This window comes from Pseudomonas sp. AC229, from assembly GCF_979254655.1.
The window spans coordinates 190,675-208,926 of record NZ_CEEDHK010000010.1 but is presented as its reverse complement, the minus strand read 5'-3'; the positions used below and the strand labels follow the sequence as shown (position 1 = coordinate 208,926).

Sequence of the window (18,252 nt, the reverse complement as noted above, 5' to 3'; positions counted from 1 at the left end):
CAGCGCCTTCTTTTTGCCGCAACTAGCGGACCAACAAACGCTTCGTTTGAAGTGTGGTTTAGCGTCTTTTAAGCAGCGTGTCGCAGCGCCCATTTTCAGCAGTAGCTGGCACTTTGCCGGCCTGTTAAGCTGCGCCGCACAAGACCTACAGCATCGTGCGTGTCGTGACATAAAGGACGTCAGCGTGGCCAGAATCGTTAAATGGGGTTTGCTTTCGGTAATTGCCCTTGCCGTATTAATCAAGCTGTCGCTGTGGCTATCGGTGCGTTCGATCATGAACGATGCGATCGCGCAGTTATCGCCTTTTATGGATATCACTTACGGCGGCATTACCTCATCGTTCGATGGCCGCGTAGGGTTGGAAAACCTTACTGTACGTGTGCCCATGATGGGCGACAGTGTTCGGGTTCAGCATGCGCAATTGAAGTTCAATGGCCTGGGTGAACTGTTGCGCTTCAAGGAAAGCCTGGCCGAGGGTAAGTTTCCGGAACAAATGGCAGTCAACCTTAAAGGCCTGGCGCTCGATGTTCATGGCCCGTTTATGCAGCAGCTTTACGACGCGCCGTCTGAGCGCAGCCTGTTTACGGCGATGAGTGAAGTGAGCTGCGGCAAGGTTCGCTTCATTGGCACCACCGAACTGTTGGACATGGGCTATCGCACCTTTGAAAGCGATGCGGAGTTCTCGTATCGCTTTGAGCCGGCACGAAAGACCGTGCACTTTTCCATGACCGCCGACACGCGCGACATGGCCGAAGTGAAGCTGACGCTGGCCTTGGCCAATATGTCGGATAACCCGGGCGACATGCGTGTGCATCCGCCGGAGTTGTCGTTGGTAGCCATGGAAATCAATGACAACCAGTACCAGCGCAAAGTGCTGGAATACTGCGCCGGCAAGATGGGGCAGACCAGTGAGGTGTACCTGAAGACGGCGGTGGAACAGTTCGACAAGGTGATGCGCAGCCAACGTGTGGCGCTGGCCCCGTCGGTGCTTGAAGCCTATGGCCGTTATCTGAAAGACCCACAATCGTTGCGGCTGGAACTTAATCCGAACGCCGGGGTGAGCTGGGATGGCCTACAGTTCTTCGAAGCCAATGACGTGGTGGGCATGTTGCACCCGGCGCTGTTGGTGAATCAGCAAGCGGTCTCGCCGGTGAGTTTCACCTGGTTCGACCCGGGCGCGCGCAAAGAGCCATTGCCCAATGAAATGATCGTCGCAGAAAAAGTTGAGTCAAATGCCACGACGCAGCAATATGAGTTTGTGAGTGTCGCCAGCCTGCCCGATTACGCTGGCAAGCGTTTGCAGTTCATTACCCACGAAGGTACTTATTATCAGGGTGTGCTGCGCAAAGTGGAGAACGGCAAAGCCTACCTCAGTGTCCAATTTGGCTCGGGGTCGGCGGAGATGTTTCTGCGCTTGGATAAGATCGATAAGGTAAGGGTCATGTTCTAAGACCCGCTGAGGAGTTGTGATGAGCGAGGCGCTGTCTATCAACCATGACCAGGCAGGTCATCAATTCGAGACCACCGTGGATGGTGATCGTGCTTACCTTGCCTATATGGATCTGGGTAAGCAGACGCTCGATATCTACCGCACGTTTGTGCCCAACTCGTTACGTGGCCGTGGCATTGCTGCGGCATTAACCGAGCGCGCGTTGGAATATGCCGAACGCATGGGGTACACCGTGATTCCATCGTGCTCGTACGTAGAGCGCTACATGGAACGGCGCAATCGGCACTGATTTCTGCAGTTAAAAAAAACGCCGGGCTGAGCCCGGCGTTTTTGTGTGCGCGGTTTGAATCAGCCGCGTTGACGCTTGGGCAATACGCTTTTGAGTTTGCTGTGCATACCCAGCAGGGTTTTCTCGGTGGTGTCCCAGTCAATGCAGGCGTCGGTGATCGACACGCCGTACTTCAACGCATTGAGGTCTTTGGGGATCGACTGATTACCCCAACCCAAATGACTTTCCACCATCAGGCCAACAATCGACTGGTTACCTTCCAGAATCTGGTTGGCAACGTTTTCCATCACCAGCGGTTGCAGCGCCGGGTCTTTGTTGGAGTTGGCGTGGCTGCAGTCGACCATGATGTTCGGGCGAATGCCGGCTTTGGTCAGTTCCTGCTCACAAACGGCCACGCTCACCGAATCGTAGTTCGGCTTGCCGTTGCCGCCGCGCAGCACCACGTGACCGTAGGCGTTGCCTTTGGTGGTGACGATGGACACGCCGCCTTCCTGGTTGATACCGAGGAAACGGTGAGGGCTGGAAACCGATTGCAGCGCGTTGATGGCGACCGTCAAACCGCCGTCCGTGCCGTTCTTGAAGCCGACTGCCGACGACAAGCCCGACGCCATTTCGCGGTGGGTTTGCGATTCGGTGGTGCGCGCGCCAATGGCCGACCAGCTGATCAGGTCTTGCAGGTATTGCGGGGAAATCGGGTCAAGCGCTTCGGTGGCGGTGGGCAAGCCCATTTCAGCCAAGTCGAGCAGCAGTTGGCGACCGATATGCAGACCGTCCTGAATCTTGAAGGAGTCGTCCAGATACGGATCGTTGATCAAGCCTTTCCAGCCGACGGTGGTGCGCGGCTTTTCGAAATACACGCGCATCACCAGATAGAGCGTGTCCGACACCTCGGCGGCCAGCACTTTCAGGCGCTCGGCATACTCATGGGCAGCTTTGATGTCGTGAATCGAGCAAGGGCCCACCACCACGAACAGGCGGTGGTCCTTGCCGTCGAGAATATTGCGGATCACCTGACGGCCTTGCACCACGGTGTGCAGGGCGGCTTCAGTCAGCGGAATATCACGCTTGAGCTGGTCGGGGGTGATGAGGGTGTCGTTGGAGGCGACGTTAAGGTCATCGATCGGTAAATCAGCCATCGTGCTACTCGTTGGTCAGGTCGTCAGTCAGGTCACGGAGGTTGGCCGTCAGCCATTGGCGACAGAGCGCGGAGCGTAACGGGGGTGGGAACCTTAGCGCGTACGGCCCGCCTCGACAATGGGGCGGTCGTGCTTATAAGGGGGAATCAATAGGCCGAAGCGGGCGCTATCGGCACGACTATTAATGCAGGCCGCTGAAGGTGGAGAACGTCGCCGCGTGTTCGGCGATCCATTCCTTGGCAATGGCTTCCACCGGCAGCGGCTGACCAAGCTCCTGTTCGCGCAGATGCCGGTAGTGCTCGATCTGACACACCTGCTCGACCATGCGCGCGCGAAACAGCGTTTCTTCGTCCACAAAGGCAATGCCGACCAGGTAATCGCTGGGCTGCTTCTTACACCAGGCCACCACACCGCTGTAGCGGGCCTGATCGCCCAGCAGCGGAATGCGCAGTTCCACCGCCGTGCCACGGCGAAAACCTTTGGGGGAATTGCAGGCCACGCCGCCGAGGCTGATATTGTTCAACCGCTGACGCGGCAGGAAGGCGTGCTTGCGCTGAATCAGCTCAACTGGCATATCACTGGGATGACGCAAAAACTGACGCATTACCAGAAAACTCCACACGTTCGGATGATGGCTCATGGACATCACTGCTAGCAGTATAGCCACGCAATCCGAGCTGACCGATTTCGACGCGGATCGCCTGTTGCTCGATTGGCCGGGCGTTTCACTGCTGATATTTACCAGCATAGGTTGTGCCAGTTGCCGCTTTGCCCGCCGCGAGCTGCCGGGCATGGGGCTTCCCGTGGCGCGCTTGGGCTGGATCGACGCCGCCAACAATGGCGGTTTGGTCGAGCGTTATGAGGTATTTCACTTGCCTGCGCTGTTTGTCGTGCGCGATGGTCAATTTTTCGGCGCAGTGCAGTCGCGCTTGCAGCCTGTGGAGCTGAAGGCCGCCATTAATGCGGCATTGGCCCGTTTACCTGAGGAGCTTCCCTGATGGCGTTTTCCCCTGAATCCGGCACCGGTCCACGCATCGGCATTATCGGTACCGGCGCAATTGGCGGCTTTTATGGGCTGATGCTGGCGCGGGCCGGCTTTGACGTGCATTTCCTGCTGCGCAGCGAATACGCCGCAGTGGCTGAACGCGGCCTGCAATTGAACAGCGCCGTGCATGGTGCACTGCAGCTTGAAAACGTTCAGGCATATTGCAATGTCGCTGAGATGCCGGCGTGCGACTGGCTGCTCGTCGGCGCCAAGAGCACCAGTAACGCCGACTTGGCCCCGCTAATTGCCCAGGCCGCCGCGCCCGGCGCAAAAGTGGTGCTTCTGCAAAACGGCCTGGCAGTGGAAGAGGGCGTGCAACCGTTGCTGCCCGACTCGCTGCACTTGCTGGGCGGCCTTTGCTACATCTGCGTCCACCGCTCGGCACCGGGCGTTATCGAGCACCAGGCACTTGGCGGCGTGAACCTCGGTTACCACAGCGGCCCGGCGAGCGCCGCCGAAGCTCAACTCGCCATCGCCGAGGAGGGCGCCGCGCTGTTCAAACACGCCGGCCTCGACTCCACTGCCATGCCGAATCTGGCCCAGGCGCGCTGGCAGAAACTGGTGTGGAACGTGCCCTACAACGGCCTGTCGGTGGTGCTCAACGCCGGCACCACGGCTTTGATGGGCCACAGCGAAACCCGCGCGTTGATTCTGGCGATCATGAACGAAGTCATTCAAGGCGCCGCTGCCTGCGGTTACGCCATTCCCGAGGTGTTCGCCGAGAAACTGCTGGCCTCCACCGACCGTATGCCCGACTACTTGCCGAGCATGTACCACGACTTTGTTGAGAAACGTCCGCTGGAGTTGCAGTACATCTACGCCGAGCCGCTGGCCGCCGCCGAACGCGCCGGGGTCGAGCTGCCGCGCATTCGCGCCCTGGCGCAGCAACTGGCATTTATCGACGCGCGCAATCACTGAGCAACCGACCCGGACTGAGGCATTTATGAGCAAAGGGCTGGCGGACAAACTGGTGTTGGCAATTTCCTCGCGGGCGCTGTTCGACCTGCGCGAAAGCCACCGCATTTACGAAAGCGAAGGCGTGGAGGCGTATCGCCAATACCAGATCGAGCACGAGGACGAAGTGCTTGAGCCGGGCGATGCGTTTCCGCTGGTGCAAAAACTGTTGGCGCTGAACACCACCCTCGGCCAGCAGCGCGTCGAGGTAATCCTGGTCTCGCGCAACAGCGCCGACACCGGCCTGCGCGCGTTCAACTCGATCAGCCATTACGGCCTGGACATCACCCGCGCCGCCTTTGTTGGCGGCCGCAGCCCCGATCCTTACCTGGCGGCGTTTGGCTGCCACCTGTTTCTGTCTACCCACGCCGAAGACGTGCGCAGCGCCCTGCGTTCCGGCTTTGGCGCGGCGACCATTCTTTCTGGTGGCGCACGGCGCGCGGCCAGCACGGAACTGCGCATCGCCTTCGACGGTGACGCGGTGCTGTTTTCCGATGAGTCCGAGCGTGTGTACCAGGCCGGCGGGCTGGTGGCTTTCCAGACCCATGAGCGCGAATCGGCGCGCGAGTTGTTGGGCGGCGGGCCGTTCAAGCCATTCCTGGCTGCACTGCACAGCTTGCAGCAGGAGTTCGCGCCGGAAAATTGCCCGATCCGCACGGCACTGGTGACGGCCCGTTCAGCGCCGGCGCACGAGCGCGTGATTCGCACCTTGCGCGAGTGGAATATTCGCTTGGACGAGTCGTACTTTCTCGGCGGCCTGGAGAAAACCGCCATTCTGGAAACCTTCGGCGCCGACGTGTTTTTTGACGACCAACCGGGCCACTGCGAGAAAAGCCGCGAAGTGGTTGCCACCGGCCACGTGCCCCACGGCATCAGCAACGAGCCACAGCTCTAGTCTCCCGGCCGTTTTGCTGCCCGTTCGTCTTGCGCTACTAACAGCGGCTGGATTTATAGCCAGCGCTGCTAAGCTCAACCCAGGCCGTTAAGAATGCAGTTAGGAGGCCGCATGATTCGATCGATTCTTTACGCCACCGATTTAGGCCTTTACGCCCCGTATGTGTTGCAACACGCCCTGGCCATGACGCGCGCCTTCAAAGCGGATTTGTATGTCGTGCACGCCGTGGAACCGTTGGGGTTGTTCGCCGAATCGGTGTTGAAAACCTACCTGGATGAAGCGGTGCTCACGGAAATTCGCACCAACGGCCTCAGCGGCGTGCTGGCCAGCATTGAGCAGCGGGTGTTTGAAGGCTTCAGAGATGAAATGGGCGATGCCCAACAAGACATGCAGATGGTGCGCGCCGTGCGGGTGGTGCAGGGCGACCCGCCACAAGTGATTCTGGCCGAGGCGCAGCGCTTTAATGTGGACTTACTGGTAATCGGCAGCCATAGCAGCCATACGGGGGCGCAGGACATTCCCTTGGGCAGAACCGCAACGCGCCTGGTGCAGCTCGCGGAAGTGCCGGTGTACCTGGTGCCGATGCTGCAGCACCGCACGCGGGCCGATTTCTAAGAAACGTTTTGCTGCACGCCGCACACGCATGGGGCTGCGTATGCTAATAAAATAGTCTAGATTTAGCCTTCTAACCTCTACTATGGTTATATAACGCCTTTGGCGTCTGCTGCATCGCCTTTTCGCTTTGAGGGATATCTATGAAGCTCCAGCAACTGCGCTACATCTGGGAAGTCGCGCACCACGATCTCAACGTGTCCGCCACGGCGCAGAGCCTGTATACCTCGCAGCCGGGTATCAGCAAGCAGATCCGCCTGCTGGAGGATGAATTGGGTGTCGAGGTTTTCGCCCGCAGCGGCAAGCATCTCACCCGCGTGACGCCGGCTGGCGAGCGCATCATCACCACCGCTGGCGAAATTCTGCGCAAGGTCGAAAGCATCAAGCAGATTGCCCAGGAATTCTCCAACGAGAAAAAAGGCACGCTTTCCATTGCCACCACCCACACCCAAGCGCGTTACGCCTTGCCGGCGGTGATCAGCAACTTCATCAAGCAATACCCCGACGTGGCCCTGCACATGCACCAGGGCACGCCGATGCAGATTGCCGAAATGGCCGCCGACGGCACCGTCGACTTCGCCATCGCCACGGAAGGTCTAGAACTGTTCAACGACCTGATCATGATGCCGTGCTACACCTGGAACCGCTGCGTGGTGGTGCCTCAAGGCCACGCGCTGACCAAGCTGCCGAAACTCACCCTCGAAGCCTTGGCCGAATACCCCATCGTTACGTACGTGTTCGGCTTTACCGGCCGCTCGAAGCTCGACGAAGCCTTCAGCCACCGTGGCCTGACGCCAAAAGTGGTGTTCACCGCTGCCGATGCCGACGTGATCAAAACCTACGTTCGCCTTGGTCTGGGCGTGGGCATCGTGGCCAAGATGGCGGTCGACGCCAAACTCGATCCGGATTTGGTGGTGCTGGATGCCAGCGAATTGTTCGAGCCGAGCGTGACCAAAATCGGCTTCCGTCGCGGCACCTTCCTGCGCGGCTTCATGTGCGACTTCATCGAAAAATTCGCCCCGCACCTGACCCGCGACGTCATGGCCAAAGCTGTGCAATGCCACAACAAAGTGGAGCTTGAAGAGTTGTTCCACGGCGTTGAGTTGCCGGTGCACTAAGCCCGGTACACAGATGAGAAAGGCGCCTTGATCGGCGCCTTTTTTATGGGCGAAGGTTCGTGATGCGCCCGTAAGTGGCCGGCGCAAAGCGCGTGCTCAAGCCAATCAGCACCACGGCGCCGAGCGCCATCATCATCCAGGCTTGCGTGAGGTCGGCAAAGCGGTCGCGCAGCACGCCCGCCAACAGCGGCATAAAGCTGGCAATGATGTAACCGCCGCCTTGAACGAAGCTGGCCAATTCGCCGGCGCGGCTTGGGCTATCGGCGTGGTCCAGCGCCACGATCAGCGACAGCGGAAACAGCGCGCCAATGCCGCAGCCCAGCAACAAACACGCCGGCAGCGCCAAGGGCAGGGGAGCGATGATCAGACAGAGCAGGCCGGCCAGCAGCATCAGCAGCACGCTGTACAACGGCACACGACGATCCGGGAAACGGCCGATCAACGCCGACACCGCCAGGCCGGCGACCACCTCAGTCAGCGTTAACGCGCCGAGCAGAAAACCCGCAGCGGACGGTTGCCAACCGAGGCCGGTATAAAAGGGCGGCAGCCACGCGAGCACCAAGGTGTACGCGCCCGTGCCGATGCCGAAAAACACCATCAACTGCCAGGCTCGGCCGTTGCGCCAGAACGCAGGCGGCGCGCAGGCAGCCAGGGTTTCCTGCATGTGATTCACGCGCTGCTGACGTGACGCGACATACCACAGCGGCACCGCCAGCACGGCCGGCACCGCCCACACCGCCAGCGCCATTGGCCAACCGCCGACCGCCGCCACACCCGCTACAGCCGCGGCGGCAACTGCCGCACCGGCCATGATGCCGGTGGTGTACAGCGCCATGACATTGCCCGCCCGCGCGCCAAAGCAGCGCTTAATAAAAGCCGGTAACAAGGTTTGCACCAGCGCGATGCCGGCGCCGGCCATTACGGCGGTGGCGAGCAACCCATAGCGGCCCGAGGCAGCCAGACGCAGGCCGCACGCCAGCGCAATCAACGCGATACCTAAACCAATGCCGTTGCGTTCGCCCAGCCAGCGCCGCAGCCGCCCACCGGCCAGGGCGCACACGCCAATCACGAACACCGGCACGGTGGTCAGCAGGCTGGCTTGGGTGGAACTCATGCCGGTGGCCGATTCGATGCTGTCGAGCAATGGACCGATGGCGGCTAAAGCCGGCCGCAGATTCAACGCCAGCCCGACTACGGCCAGCACAATAAATAGGTGGGTACGCGGGGTTACGCTCATGTCTTCTATCTCGTCGTAAAGTATCTCGACATTAAGATTAAAGTTCGAGCGTGCCGTGGCGCAAGGCATTATTATTAGCTTTATATCGAGATGGTTTTATCAAGCGAGGCCCGAATGAACGATCGAGCGCAACAGGCAGAAGCAGAATGGCGACGCGAGCGTCCGGATATCGACGCCGCCGTGATGGTCACCGTCGGCCGGTTGCTGGAAGCGGCGCAATTGATGGAGCGGCAGATACTGTCGCCATTGGCGGCGCAGTTCGGGCTGCAAAAAGGCGAGTTCGACGTCATCGCCACGTTGCGCCGTGCGGGCGCGCCGTACCAATTGATGCCCACTGAACTCTACGAAGGATTGATGCTGTCATCCGGCGCCATGACCAGCCGCCTCGACCGCCTGGAACGCAGCGGCCTGATCGAACGCCTGCCATCGCCCAGCGACCGGCGCAGCACCCTGGTGCAACTGACCCCGTCGGGCCTGGCCCTGATCGATAAAGTGCTGCCGTTGCACGTCGACAACGAACAGCGCGCGCTTGGAGTGCTGGCGCCAACGGAGCAGACGCAGCTGAGCGAATTGCTGGGCAAGCTAATCAGCGGGTTGCGCGGTTAGCCCCCAAAAGCATCGCGGCTAATCGGAATGCCGCCCAGCCGCTCCCACAGTAGCAATGCAAACCTGTAGGAGCGGCTTTAGCCGCGAGCTTTTTTAAATTCCAGCCGCCTCGCAAATCCAGATCGAGCGAGCTAGAGCGGAGCAAGGCCAATACGGCCCGGGCAAAAACGCTTTTTGAAGCGCAGTTGGCTGTAGCCAATGAGCATTCAAAAAGCGTTTTTAACGCAGCACCGCCGACGCGCAGCCGATCGCTTAGTGACTAATATGCAAGCCACACTCGCGATTATCTTCACCCTTGGTTGGGTCGAAGTAGTCGAAGTTGTTCGGCAAATTATGCTGGGTCAGGTACTGATAAAGATCCTTCGACGACCAATGCAGCAGCGGCGCAACCTTGATCAAGCCATCCGGGTTGACGCTGATCGGCTCCATCTGTGCGCGAACGGCGGTGTCGGTGGCGCGCAGGGCGGTGAACCACACTTGCGGGGCGGTTTCACGCAGGGCGCGGGTGAAGGGTTCCAGTTTCACTTCTTCGGTAAAGGCTTCGTGACGCGGATCGTCCAGCGTCGGCACCGGGCCTTCCAGCGCTTCGCGGTGGGCGCGGCTGCGTTTGGGCAGGTAGGTGATCAGGTTCAGGTTCAGCGCGCGGGTGACTTCGTCGGCGAATTTGTAGGTGGCTTCGGTGTTGTAGCCGTTGTCCATCCAGATGATCGGAATGTCCGGTTTCACCTGGCTGACCATGTGCAGAATCACCGCTTCGAAGGGGCGGAAGTTGGTGGTGCAAATGGCCGTCTTGCCCAGGCCGAGCGCCCACTCCACCAGCTTTTCCGGCTGGTTGGCGAATTCGGCGTTCAGCTTGTCCAGATCAAGATCCATGAGGGGCTCCAGGTTCATTTCGGCGGGGAGGGCGATGGTAGCAAAAACCGCCGCGAGCCTGCAGCGCGCCGTGCTGATAGGCACTATCAGCGCTGTCGAACATCGCCCGGAGCCGCGTTGCGTGGCCGCAGGAGAGCGGCTAGAGTGCCGCCTTCTTTCTGAATCCTGTTTAGGAGTGCCCTGTGGAAATCGCCTGTCTCGACCTGGAAGGTGTGTTGGTTCCGGAAATCTGGATCGCCTTCGCGGAAAAAACCGGTATCGACGCGCTCAAAGCCACCACCCGGGACATTCCGGACTACGACGTGCTGATGAAGCAGCGCCTGCGCATTCTTGATGAGCACGGCCTCAAGCTCGCCGACATCCAGGAAGTGATCGCCACCCTCAAGCCGCTCGATGGCGCCGTGGAATTCGTTAACTGGCTGCGCGAGCGTTTCCAGGTGGTGATTCTGTCGGACACCTTCTACGAGTTCTCCCAGCCGCTGATGCGCCAACTGGGCTTCCCGACGCTGCTGTGCCACAAGCTGATCACCGACGAAACCGACCGCGTGGTGAGCTACCAACTGCGCCAGAAAGACCCCAAGCGTCAGTCGGTGCTGGCGTTCAAAAGCCTGTACTACCGCGTGATCGCCGCTGGCGACTCGTACAACGACACCACCATGCTCAGCGAAGCCAACGCCGGCATCCTGTTCCATGCCCCGGAAAACGTGATACGCGAATTCCCGCAGTTCCCGGCGGTGCATACGTTTGAAGACTTGAAGAAAGAGTTCTTGAAAGCGTCGAACCGCGAGCTGAGTTTGTAAGACCAGCACCTGTTGGAGAGGCCGATTAACCTCGATGCTGCTAGCTGAAAAGCATCGAGGCTGAAGCCTCTCCCACAGGGTTGTTTGTTGGCTACAACCCTTCCAGTGTCTGCAACAACACCCGCACTTTGGTGATCGATTCGTTGTATTCCGACCGCCACTGCGAGTCGGCGACGATGCCACCGCCGCCCCAGCAATTCACCTTCCCGTCTTTGATCAGCAGGCTGCGGATCGCAATCGAGCTGTCCATTTCGCCGCGCACGTCCACAAACAATAACGAACCGCAGTAGATCGCCCGCTGGGTCGGCTCCAGCTCGTCGATGATTTGCATGGCGCGAATTTTCGGTGCGCCGGTTATGGAGCCGCCGGGGAAACTGGTGGCAAGTACGTCCAACGCGTCGTTGCCTGGCGCCAGGGTGCCGGTTACGCAGCTCACCAGGTGATGCACGTTGGGGTAGCTCTCCAGTGCGAACAATTGCGGCACGCGCACCGAGCCGGTGGCGCAGCTGCGGCCGAGGTCGTTGCGCAGCAGGTCGACGATCATCAAATTCTCGGCGCGGTCTTTTGGGCTGGCGAGCAGGTCGTCGGCGAAGGCTTGGTCTTCGGCGGTCGTCTGGCCCCGAGGCCGGGTGCCTTTGATGGGGCGGGTTTCGACTTGGCCGTTGTGTACTTGCACAAATCGCTCGGGCGAAAAACTCACAATCGCCTGGTTATCGCCCAGCGCCACGTAACCGGAAAACGGCGTAGGGCACGCCTGTCGCAATGCTTGGTAGGCACTCCACGGGTCGCCCTGGCACGGCGCGCGAAAGCGTTGGGCGAAGTTCACCTGGTAGCAATCGCCGGCGTGGATATACGCCTGAATGCGCTCGAACGCCTGGTGGTAATCGGCTTCGCTGAGGTCGGCGCTGAAGTCATCGCTCAGGTTGAACGGTGCGCTGTTGGCCGGCGCGTCACCGCCAAACAAGGCGATCAAACGTTGGCGCTCAGCCTCGGCCAGCGCCGGGTGAAATAGCAACTGGCTGCTGCCGATGTGGTGGTCGCTGATCAGCGCCCAGCCATACAAACCCAGTTGCGCGTCGGGCAGGTGCAAGTCGTCCACCGCATTGGTCGGCAAGGTTTCCAGACGACGACCGAAGTCGTAACTCAAGTAACCCATCAGGCCGCCCGCGAACGGCAATTCATAGCCGGCTGGAACGTCCGCCGGGCCCAGCTGCGCCAGGGCGGCGCGCAGGCGCTGGATAAAGTCGTTGGCCGATTCGTCAGCGGCCGGTGCCAGCGCTGCCAATGGCCAGGCGCTCATAAGGTCATAGCGTGCACGCTGGGAAGTCGGCCGACCGCCGTCGAGCAGCAGCGCACCAGGCGCGTGGCGGATGTAGGAAAAGTACTCGGCTGGGTCTGCCCGATAAGGCAGCGGATGCAACGAACAGGTAGGCATGGGCACGGTCAGTCGGGCGCGGGCGCCGATTGTAGAGGGCCGCCAGCATTGATCCTAGAGCGAGTGAGTGGGTTTACTCGGAGATAGCGAGCTGATTAGTATGGACAGATCCCAAGGGTACGAAATTTCCTATCAGAATAATAATTTTCAAGGGATCCAGGTCATGGATGAAGTGCACAATCCAGCCGCCGGTAGCCTCCTTCGTTCGAAGTTGCGACCTCCTCATGTTCCCGCTGATTATTTGCCGCGCCCGCACCTCAAAGCCGCGCTGGCAGCCAATCCGCATGCTCGGCTAATTCTCCTCTCGGCCCCGGCCGGCTTCGGCAAAACCAGCGCCCTGGCTGCGTTGGCGCAGAACTATGCCAATGCTGGCACCGCCGTGGCGTGGTTTTCCCTGAGCGCCGAAGACGACGACCCCTCACGCTTTTTCCAGCAACTGATCGACGCCCTGCGCGCGGCGATACCGGGGGTGGGTGAAGACGCTCTCGCGTACCTGCAAAACACCATGCGCGTGCCTGCCGCCGCCCTGATGGAAAGCCTGCTGGCCGACCTCGCGCAGCGTGAACAGCCGCTGTTGCTGGTGCTCGATGATTTGCATCTGGTGCAGGACGCCGAGCTGTTAAGCAGCCTTAATCGCCTGATAAAACTGGCCCCGGTGGGCTTTGTGCTGGCGGTGGGCAGCCGTTCCACGCCATCGCTGAACCTGGCCACCTGGCGCGCCAAGGAAGTGCTGCTGGAAATCGGCGCAACGGAGCTGCGCATGAGCAAGGCTGAAACCCGCGAGTACCTCGATCGCGGCGGTCTGCACCTGGATGAAGTGGCCCTCGACGCCCTGCATTCGCGCACCGAAGGCTGGGTGGTCGGCGTGCACCTGGCCAGTCTGTGGCTGCGCCATCAACCGCAAGCCTCCGAGCAGATGGTCGAACTGGGCGGTGATCAGGTTGCGGTCGGCGACTACCTGCTGCGCAGCGTTTTCGAGCAATTGAACGCCGAGATGCAAGACGTGCTGTTGGCACTGGGCGTGGCCACGCAACTGAGTGGCGACCTGGCCAACGCCCTGACCGGGCGCCAGGATGGCCAAAAGCTGCTGGAAAAACTCGAAGCCATGCAGCTGTTCTTGCTGCCTCTGGACCGCGAACGCCAGTGGTACCGCTTCCATAACCTGTTCGCCGATTTCCTCCGCTCACGCCTGAAAGAGCGCGACCCCGACCGCCTCAGCCAACTGCATTTCAACGCCAGCCTGTGGTTCACCAATCACCACATGCAAAACCTGGCCATTGAGCACGCCTGCCTGGCCGATGACCCGCAAATGCTTGCGGCGCTGGTGGATGGCTGTGGCCTGGAATTGATTAACCGTGGGCAGCTCAACCTGATTTACCGCTGGCGTCAGCGCGTGCCGGATGAAATTGCCGAGCGCTTCCCCGTATTGGTGCTGGCCGACGTCTGGAGCCGTGCCGCCGAGCTGTCGTTGCCCGAGGCTAACGGCATGCTCGACGAGCTGCTGGCGCGTTGGGGCAAGCACAAATCCGAAGGGCCGCTGAGCGACAAGGTGCTGGCGATTCTGGCGATCAAAGCCGTGCTGGCCCTGCAAAAAGACGACCTCGACACCTGCGTCGCCCTGGCCCGCAAAGTGGAAGCGCAGCTCGGCCAACACACCGCGTTTCTGGAGGTGGCACTGCTGATTATCGGCGCGTTGGCCCTGGTGATGCTGGCGCAACCCGAGCAGGCGCGACGGTTGCTGGCCTTGGCCCAGCAACGCAAACACTTCCTCGAAGGCCGTTACCTCGACATGCAACTGGCCAACGTCGAAATTCTGTTGTGCCTGGAGCAAGGGCAGGTGAAGCAGGCGCAGCTGTTGTTCGATCAACTGCGCGCGCGGCTGATTCCCTGGTTTGGCGAGAAGTCCCGGGCGCTGGCGCTGCCCACCATCACCGAATCGCTGGTGGCGTATCAACAGGGGCGCTTCCAGGCGCTGGAGGAAAACCTCGGTTGGGCGTTGGGCAAGCTCGACGTCATCAACCCCATCGACCTCTACGCTCAGGGCATGCTCAGCCTGGCGCGCACCCAGCGCATTCTGGAAAAGCCCAAAGACGCGCAGAACACCCTGGTGCTGATGCAAAACCTGGCCGCGCGCAACCAGTCCTGGCGCTTCTACGCCCAGGCGGCCGGGGAGGAAATTGCCCTGATTTTGCAAGAGCAGGCCACCGACCGCATCAAGCGCGCCGAAGCGCGTTTTCAAGGCGTCGACTGGCCCAAACTCGCCGCGCCCTATAAAGCCATGAGCTTCAACCCGGTGATGTGGGTGCACGGCCTGACCCGCATCCGCTTGCAACAGGCGCGCGCCCATTACAGCGAGGCGCTGCACGAAATTACCCAACTGCGCGGCCAACTGCAGAACGGCTGGCACGGCCTGCAACGCCTGCGTCTGGACCTGCTTTCGGCGCTGAGTTATCAGCGCCTCGGCTATCAGGAACGGGCGCAATCGTTGTTGGTGCAGTGCCTGATCAGCGCCGAGCGTGAAGGGGTGCGCAGTTTGTTTATCGAGGAAGGCGAGGGCATTCGCCTGCTGCTGCAAAACCTCGAAGCGGCGGAGCGTCAGCCGGCGCTGCAAGGCTTTATTCGCGGGCTGCTGGCCGTGTGGCCGGGACAGGACGCGCGCAAATCGCTGGAAGTGCTGGAGGAAGGACTCACCGAGCGCGAGCGCGACGTGGTGTTGCTGGCGGCCAAGGGCATGTCCAACGAAGAAATCGGCCAGCAACTGGCCTTGGCGCTGGGCACGGTGAAATGGCACCTGCACAACATTTACGAGAAGCTCAAGGTGCGCAATCGGACGCAAGCCATCCGCCGCGCCCGTGAATTGGGGCTGCTGCAATGAACACTTCTGTCACCGGTTCACTCGCTCATTTGCCCACCTTGCCGCTGCTGCGCACCAAGCTGTTTCCTGCCGATGCAGGCGGGCGCCCGCAGTTGCTGCGCCAGGCGCTTATCGAACGCTTGTACGCCTCGCGCTCGCAGCGCCTGGTCATCCTCAGCGCACCGGCCGGCTTTGGTAAAAGCACGGTGCTGGCCCAGTATCGCCAGCGCTTGCTCAGTACCAATGCCCGCGTGGCGTGGCTGTCTTGCGATGAAGCCGACAGCGAGCCGCAGCGCCTGCTGCAATACCTGGTGGCGGCGATTAACGCGGTGGCACCGGGCTTTGGCACGAACACGGCGAGCCTGTTGCAAGGCGATGTGAGCTGGCCGCAAGAAGCGCTGATCGATGCCTTTCTCGCCGACCTCAAGCGCCTGGACGGCGACGTGTACATCATGCTCGACGACTTCCACCACATTCGCCACGCGGCCATGGGGCCGGCGGTGCGCTACCTGATCGAGCACTTGCCGACCACCGTGCACCTGCTCGCCAGCACCCGTTATCAGGCGCAATTGCTGGTGGAAGAACCGTCCCTGAAACCCTGGACGCTGTGGCTTAAAGCCGAAGACTTGCGCTTGAGCTTTGAGGAAACCGCGGCTTATTTCCGCGAAGTGAAACAGCTGGTGCTCAGTCGCGACGAGCTGACGCTGTTGCAGAACCGCACCGAGGGCTGGATTACCGCGCTGCACCTGGCGGCGCTGGCCTTGGCGCGCCACCCGGACCGCGCGGCGTTTCTCGCCGGGCTTTCCGGTACCGAGCGCAACATTGCCGACTACCTGGCTGAAGACGTGGTTGCCAGCCTGCCGGACAGCTTGCAGCTGTTTCTGGACCACACCTCGGTGCTCGATGAATTCAACGCCGAGCTGTGCAATGCCTTGACCGGGCACCGCGACGGCATCGAGATGTTGGCGCGGCTGCAAACCGAGCAGTTGTTCATCATTCCCCTGGACGAGCACGGCGAGTGGTTCCGTTATCACCACCTGTTCGCCGAATTCCTCCAGGGTCGTTTGGCCAAACACGGCGACCCGACCACGTTGCTGCATTCCGCCGCGCGCTGGTGCGAAAGCCACGACTTGCCCGACCGCTCAATCAAATATGCCCTGCGTGCTCGCGACTATGCGTTCGCCGCCGAACTGCTGGAACGCCAGGGCGCCAAGCTGATCGCCAGCAACCGCGTGTACGGCATTCTGGCAATCCTCAAAAGTGTGCCCACCGACGTGATCCGTGAGCACCCGGTGTTCCAGATTTTCTACGCCTGGCAGTTGGCCTTCGAGCAGAAATTCGCCGACGCCGAAGCCTTGATCGAGGAGGTCAGCACGCGCCTGCTGCAAGGCCGCGGGCAGACGTTGCACTTCGCGCTGGTCGAGTTGCTTGCCGCCGCGCAAGTGCTCAAAGCGTTGGTGCTGCTGTATCAGGACAAACTCGAAGCCTGCCTGAAAGTGGCGCGCCATTGGCTGGGCATGGCGCCGGACAACCAGCCGGTGTTTCGCGTCAGCCTGTCGTGCGTGCAGGCGGCGGCGTACGCCTTGCTCGGTGACTTCGGCGAGGCGGCGAAATCCATCGCCCTGGCGCGGGAGAACCTGCGCCAGACCGAAAGCGAATACCTGCACGCGATGACCAGCCTGATCGAATCGCTGATCTGCAAAGAAAGCGGTGAGCTGGAGCGCGGCCGTGAACTGGCCGAGGCAGCGCGCAGCCGGGTTGAGCGTGTGTTCGGCCGTCGCAGCCGAGTGGGTGGCCCGCTGGCGTTGGCCTATGCCGACCTGCTGTATGAGCAGGATCGCCACGCGGCGATTTTGGCCGAGCTGCCACTGGCGACAACGTGGCGCGATGTGGCCACGCCCACCGAATTGATCAGTCGGGGCAAGTTGGTGATGGCCCGTGCGCGCTTCTTTGCCGGCGAGCCGGAGCAGGGTTTGGCTCAGCTGGACGAATGGCTGGGGGAACTGCACGGCGCCGGTTACGAGCGCGTGTTTGCCCTGGGCATGAGCTGCAAAGTGCAGTTTCTGTTGTGGTTACAGCGGCCCAACGAAGCCGAACGTATTTGCCTGCAAATGCAGCAGCACCTGGCCGTATTGCCGCCCGGGCGCTACCTGGACGCGGAAACCGCGTTGGCGTTGTCGGAAGGGCGCCTGGCCTTGTGCGAGCGGCGTGCCGACAAAGCCCAGGCCAGCCTGGAAGCGTGCCTGGCGAAACAGACCGCCGAGCACCAGCGCGACCGTCGCCTGCGTTTGTCGCTGTTACTTTCTGTGGCGTATTGGCGCAAAGGTAACAGCGAAAAAGCCTTTGCCTTGTTTCAGCCAACCCTCGAAGACGCCTGGAACAGCGGTTACCGCCGCCTGTTTCAAGACGACGCTTTGTGGCTGCTACCGCTCTGGGACGCGTGGCGCGCGGCTGAACCGAAGCGCGCCGCGCCCTGGCAAGGGCTGGCCGAAACCTTGCGCGAGCAATGCCGTCGGCTGTCGGTAGACCCGGAAAGTTTCAATGAAAATCAGGACGTTAGTCACCGCGAGCGGGAGATTCTGCGCTTCGTGGCGGCGGGGCTTTCCAACCGCGACATCGCCCAGGCGGTGCACCTCTCCGAAGCCACGATCAAGTGGCATCTGCATAACCTCTTTAACAAGCTTGGTGTACGCAGCCGGACCCAAGCCGTGCTTAAAGGCAAAAGCATGGGCCTACTCAGCGAGGCCTAAAAAAACTGCTGCGCTCGGTTTGGCGGCGTTAAAAACGGGCTACAAATGCTCATTGGCTGCAGCCAACTGCGCTTTTTCGCCCGTTTTTGCCTTGCCTAACCGTCGCTCGCTACGTTTTTAATCAGGCAAAGGCTGGCGATGTGCTACCGCCCTTTAGCGCATGGCCATCGTCCATCCCTTGGATGGGCTGGCAGCCGG

General features: G+C 60.9%; 16 protein-coding genes. 11 read left to right on the top strand and 5 right to left on the bottom strand.

Features of this window, described 5'->3' with window-relative positions; all coding sequences use genetic code 11:
• Positions 1–184 precede the first annotated feature (184 nt).
• Both AC0IW7_RS15650 and AC0IW7_RS15645 read left to right on the top strand, forming a co-directional pair.
• Positions 185–1,450, top strand: coding sequence for a hypothetical protein (locus AC0IW7_RS15650; protein WP_471819224.1), 1,266 nt, complete (start codon positions 185–187; stop codon positions 1,448–1,450).
• Between the two features lie 19 nt (positions 1,451–1,469).
• A complete protein-coding gene (locus tag AC0IW7_RS15645) occupies positions 1,470–1,739 on the top strand; it encodes a GNAT family N-acetyltransferase (RefSeq protein WP_122450458.1) in 270 nt (89 codons plus the stop codon).
• Positions 1,740–1,798: 59 nt separating this feature from the next.
• On the opposite strand, the gene AC0IW7_RS15640 is transcribed toward AC0IW7_RS15645, so the two are convergent.
• Positions 1,799–2,875 (bottom strand): 3-deoxy-7-phosphoheptulonate synthase, encoded by a 1,077-nt coding sequence (locus AC0IW7_RS15640; RefSeq protein ID WP_471819222.1) that lies wholly within the window; start codon positions 2,873–2,875, stop codon positions 1,799–1,801.
• A gap of 181 nt (positions 2,876–3,056) precedes the next feature.
• Positions 3,057–3,479 carry a PilZ domain-containing protein gene (locus tag AC0IW7_RS15635; RefSeq protein WP_471819262.1) on the bottom strand — a complete coding sequence of 141 codons (423 nt, stop codon included), beginning with the start codon at positions 3,477–3,479 and terminating at the stop codon, positions 3,057–3,059.
• A 34-nt stretch (positions 3,480–3,513) separates the two neighbouring features.
• Between AC0IW7_RS15635 and AC0IW7_RS15630 the strand changes: the two genes are divergently transcribed.
• From AC0IW7_RS15630 to cysB, 5 genes are all read left to right on the top strand, one after another.
• The gene (locus AC0IW7_RS15630; RefSeq protein ID WP_471819220.1) at positions 3,514–3,873 is read left to right on the top strand and encodes a YbbN family protein; all 360 of its coding nucleotides are present in this window, start codon (positions 3,514–3,516) and stop codon (positions 3,871–3,873) included.
• On the top strand, positions 3,873–4,838 hold the full coding sequence (locus AC0IW7_RS15625; protein ID WP_471819219.1) for a putative 2-dehydropantoate 2-reductase: 966 nt from the start codon (positions 3,873–3,875) through the stop codon (positions 4,836–4,838). The genes AC0IW7_RS15630 and AC0IW7_RS15625 overlap by 1 nt, the downstream gene beginning before the upstream one ends.
• Before the next feature lie 25 nt (positions 4,839–4,863).
• Entirely contained in the window at positions 4,864–5,769 is a 906-nt protein-coding gene (locus tag AC0IW7_RS15620) for a 5'-nucleotidase (RefSeq protein ID WP_471819217.1), read from the top strand.
• A gap of 111 nt (positions 5,770–5,880) precedes the next feature.
• Entirely contained in the window at positions 5,881–6,384 is a 504-nt protein-coding gene (locus AC0IW7_RS15615; RefSeq protein ID WP_122495185.1) for a universal stress protein, read from the top strand.
• A 140-nt stretch (positions 6,385–6,524) separates the two neighbouring features.
• Positions 6,525–7,499 (top strand): HTH-type transcriptional regulator CysB, encoded by a 975-nt coding sequence (cysB, locus tag AC0IW7_RS15610; protein WP_122495187.1) that lies wholly within the window; start codon positions 6,525–6,527, stop codon positions 7,497–7,499.
• Positions 7,500–7,542: 43 nt separating this feature from the next.
• Here the strand turns inward: cysB and AC0IW7_RS15605 are convergent, their stop codons facing one another.
• Positions 7,543–8,736, bottom strand: coding sequence for an MFS transporter (locus AC0IW7_RS15605; protein WP_471819215.1), 1,194 nt, complete (start codon positions 8,734–8,736; stop codon positions 7,543–7,545).
• A 114-nt stretch (positions 8,737–8,850) separates the two neighbouring features.
• On the opposite strand from AC0IW7_RS15605, the gene AC0IW7_RS15600 reads away from it, so the two are divergent.
• A complete protein-coding gene (locus AC0IW7_RS15600) occupies positions 8,851–9,342 on the top strand; it encodes a MarR family winged helix-turn-helix transcriptional regulator (protein ID WP_471819213.1) in 492 nt (163 codons plus the stop codon).
• Positions 9,343–9,594: 252 nt separating this feature from the next.
• Here AC0IW7_RS15600 and AC0IW7_RS15595 read toward each other — a convergent pair whose 3' ends face one another.
• On the bottom strand, positions 9,595–10,215 hold the full coding sequence (locus tag AC0IW7_RS15595) for a phosphoadenosine phosphosulfate reductase domain-containing protein (protein ID WP_471819212.1): 621 nt from the start codon (positions 10,213–10,215) through the stop codon (positions 9,595–9,597).
• A 182-nt stretch (positions 10,216–10,397) separates the two neighbouring features.
• Between AC0IW7_RS15595 and thrH the strand changes: the two genes are divergently transcribed.
• Positions 10,398–11,015, top strand: coding sequence for a bifunctional phosphoserine phosphatase/homoserine phosphotransferase ThrH (gene thrH, locus AC0IW7_RS15590; protein ID WP_463383065.1), 618 nt, complete (start codon positions 10,398–10,400; stop codon positions 11,013–11,015).
• A gap of 91 nt (positions 11,016–11,106) precedes the next feature.
• Here thrH and pabB read toward each other — a convergent pair whose 3' ends face one another.
• Positions 11,107–12,450, bottom strand: coding sequence for an aminodeoxychorismate synthase component I (gene pabB / locus AC0IW7_RS15585; RefSeq protein ID WP_471819210.1), 1,344 nt, complete (start codon positions 12,448–12,450; stop codon positions 11,107–11,109).
• 163 nt (positions 12,451–12,613) lie between these two features.
• Between pabB and AC0IW7_RS15580 the strand changes: the two genes are divergently transcribed.
• Entirely contained in the window at positions 12,614–15,325 is a 2,712-nt protein-coding gene (locus AC0IW7_RS15580; RefSeq protein WP_471819208.1) for a winged helix-turn-helix domain-containing protein, read from the top strand.
• Entirely contained in the window at positions 15,322–18,054 is a 2,733-nt protein-coding gene (locus tag AC0IW7_RS15575; protein ID WP_463383063.1) for a helix-turn-helix transcriptional regulator, read from the top strand. Before AC0IW7_RS15580 ends, AC0IW7_RS15575 begins: the two co-directional genes overlap by 4 nt.
• Positions 18,055–18,252 lie beyond the last annotated feature (198 nt).

Coding starts and splice junctions, on each gene's coding strand:
- AC0IW7_RS15645 (WP_122450458.1), top strand. CDS start 1,470: ATGAGCGAGGCGCTGTCTATCAACCATGACCAGGCAGGTCATCAATTC.
- AC0IW7_RS15640 (WP_471819222.1), bottom strand. CDS start 2,875: ATGGCTGATTTACCGATCGATGACCTTAACGTCGCCTCCAACGACACC.
- AC0IW7_RS15635 (WP_471819262.1), bottom strand. CDS start 3,479: ATGCGTCAGTTTTTGCGTCATCCCAGTGATATGCCAGTTGAGCTGATT.
- AC0IW7_RS15630 (WP_471819220.1), top strand. CDS start 3,514: ATGGACATCACTGCTAGCAGTATAGCCACGCAATCCGAGCTGACCGAT.
- AC0IW7_RS15625 (WP_471819219.1), top strand. CDS start 3,873: ATGGCGTTTTCCCCTGAATCCGGCACCGGTCCACGCATCGGCATTATC.
- AC0IW7_RS15620 (WP_471819217.1), top strand. CDS start 4,864: ATGAGCAAAGGGCTGGCGGACAAACTGGTGTTGGCAATTTCCTCGCGG.
- AC0IW7_RS15615 (WP_122495185.1), top strand. CDS start 5,881: ATGATTCGATCGATTCTTTACGCCACCGATTTAGGCCTTTACGCCCCG.
- cysB (WP_122495187.1), top strand. CDS start 6,525: ATGAAGCTCCAGCAACTGCGCTACATCTGGGAAGTCGCGCACCACGAT.
- AC0IW7_RS15605 (WP_471819215.1), bottom strand. CDS start 8,736: ATGAGCGTAACCCCGCGTACCCACCTATTTATTGTGCTGGCCGTAGTC.
- AC0IW7_RS15600 (WP_471819213.1), top strand. CDS start 8,851: ATGAACGATCGAGCGCAACAGGCAGAAGCAGAATGGCGACGCGAGCGT.
- AC0IW7_RS15595 (WP_471819212.1), bottom strand. CDS start 10,215: ATGGATCTTGATCTGGACAAGCTGAACGCCGAATTCGCCAACCAGCCG.
- pabB (WP_471819210.1), bottom strand. CDS start 12,450: ATGCCTACCTGTTCGTTGCATCCGCTGCCTTATCGGGCAGACCCAGCC.
- AC0IW7_RS15580 (WP_471819208.1), top strand. CDS start 12,614: ATGGATGAAGTGCACAATCCAGCCGCCGGTAGCCTCCTTCGTTCGAAG.
- AC0IW7_RS15575 (WP_463383063.1), top strand. CDS start 15,322: ATGAACACTTCTGTCACCGGTTCACTCGCTCATTTGCCCACCTTGCCG.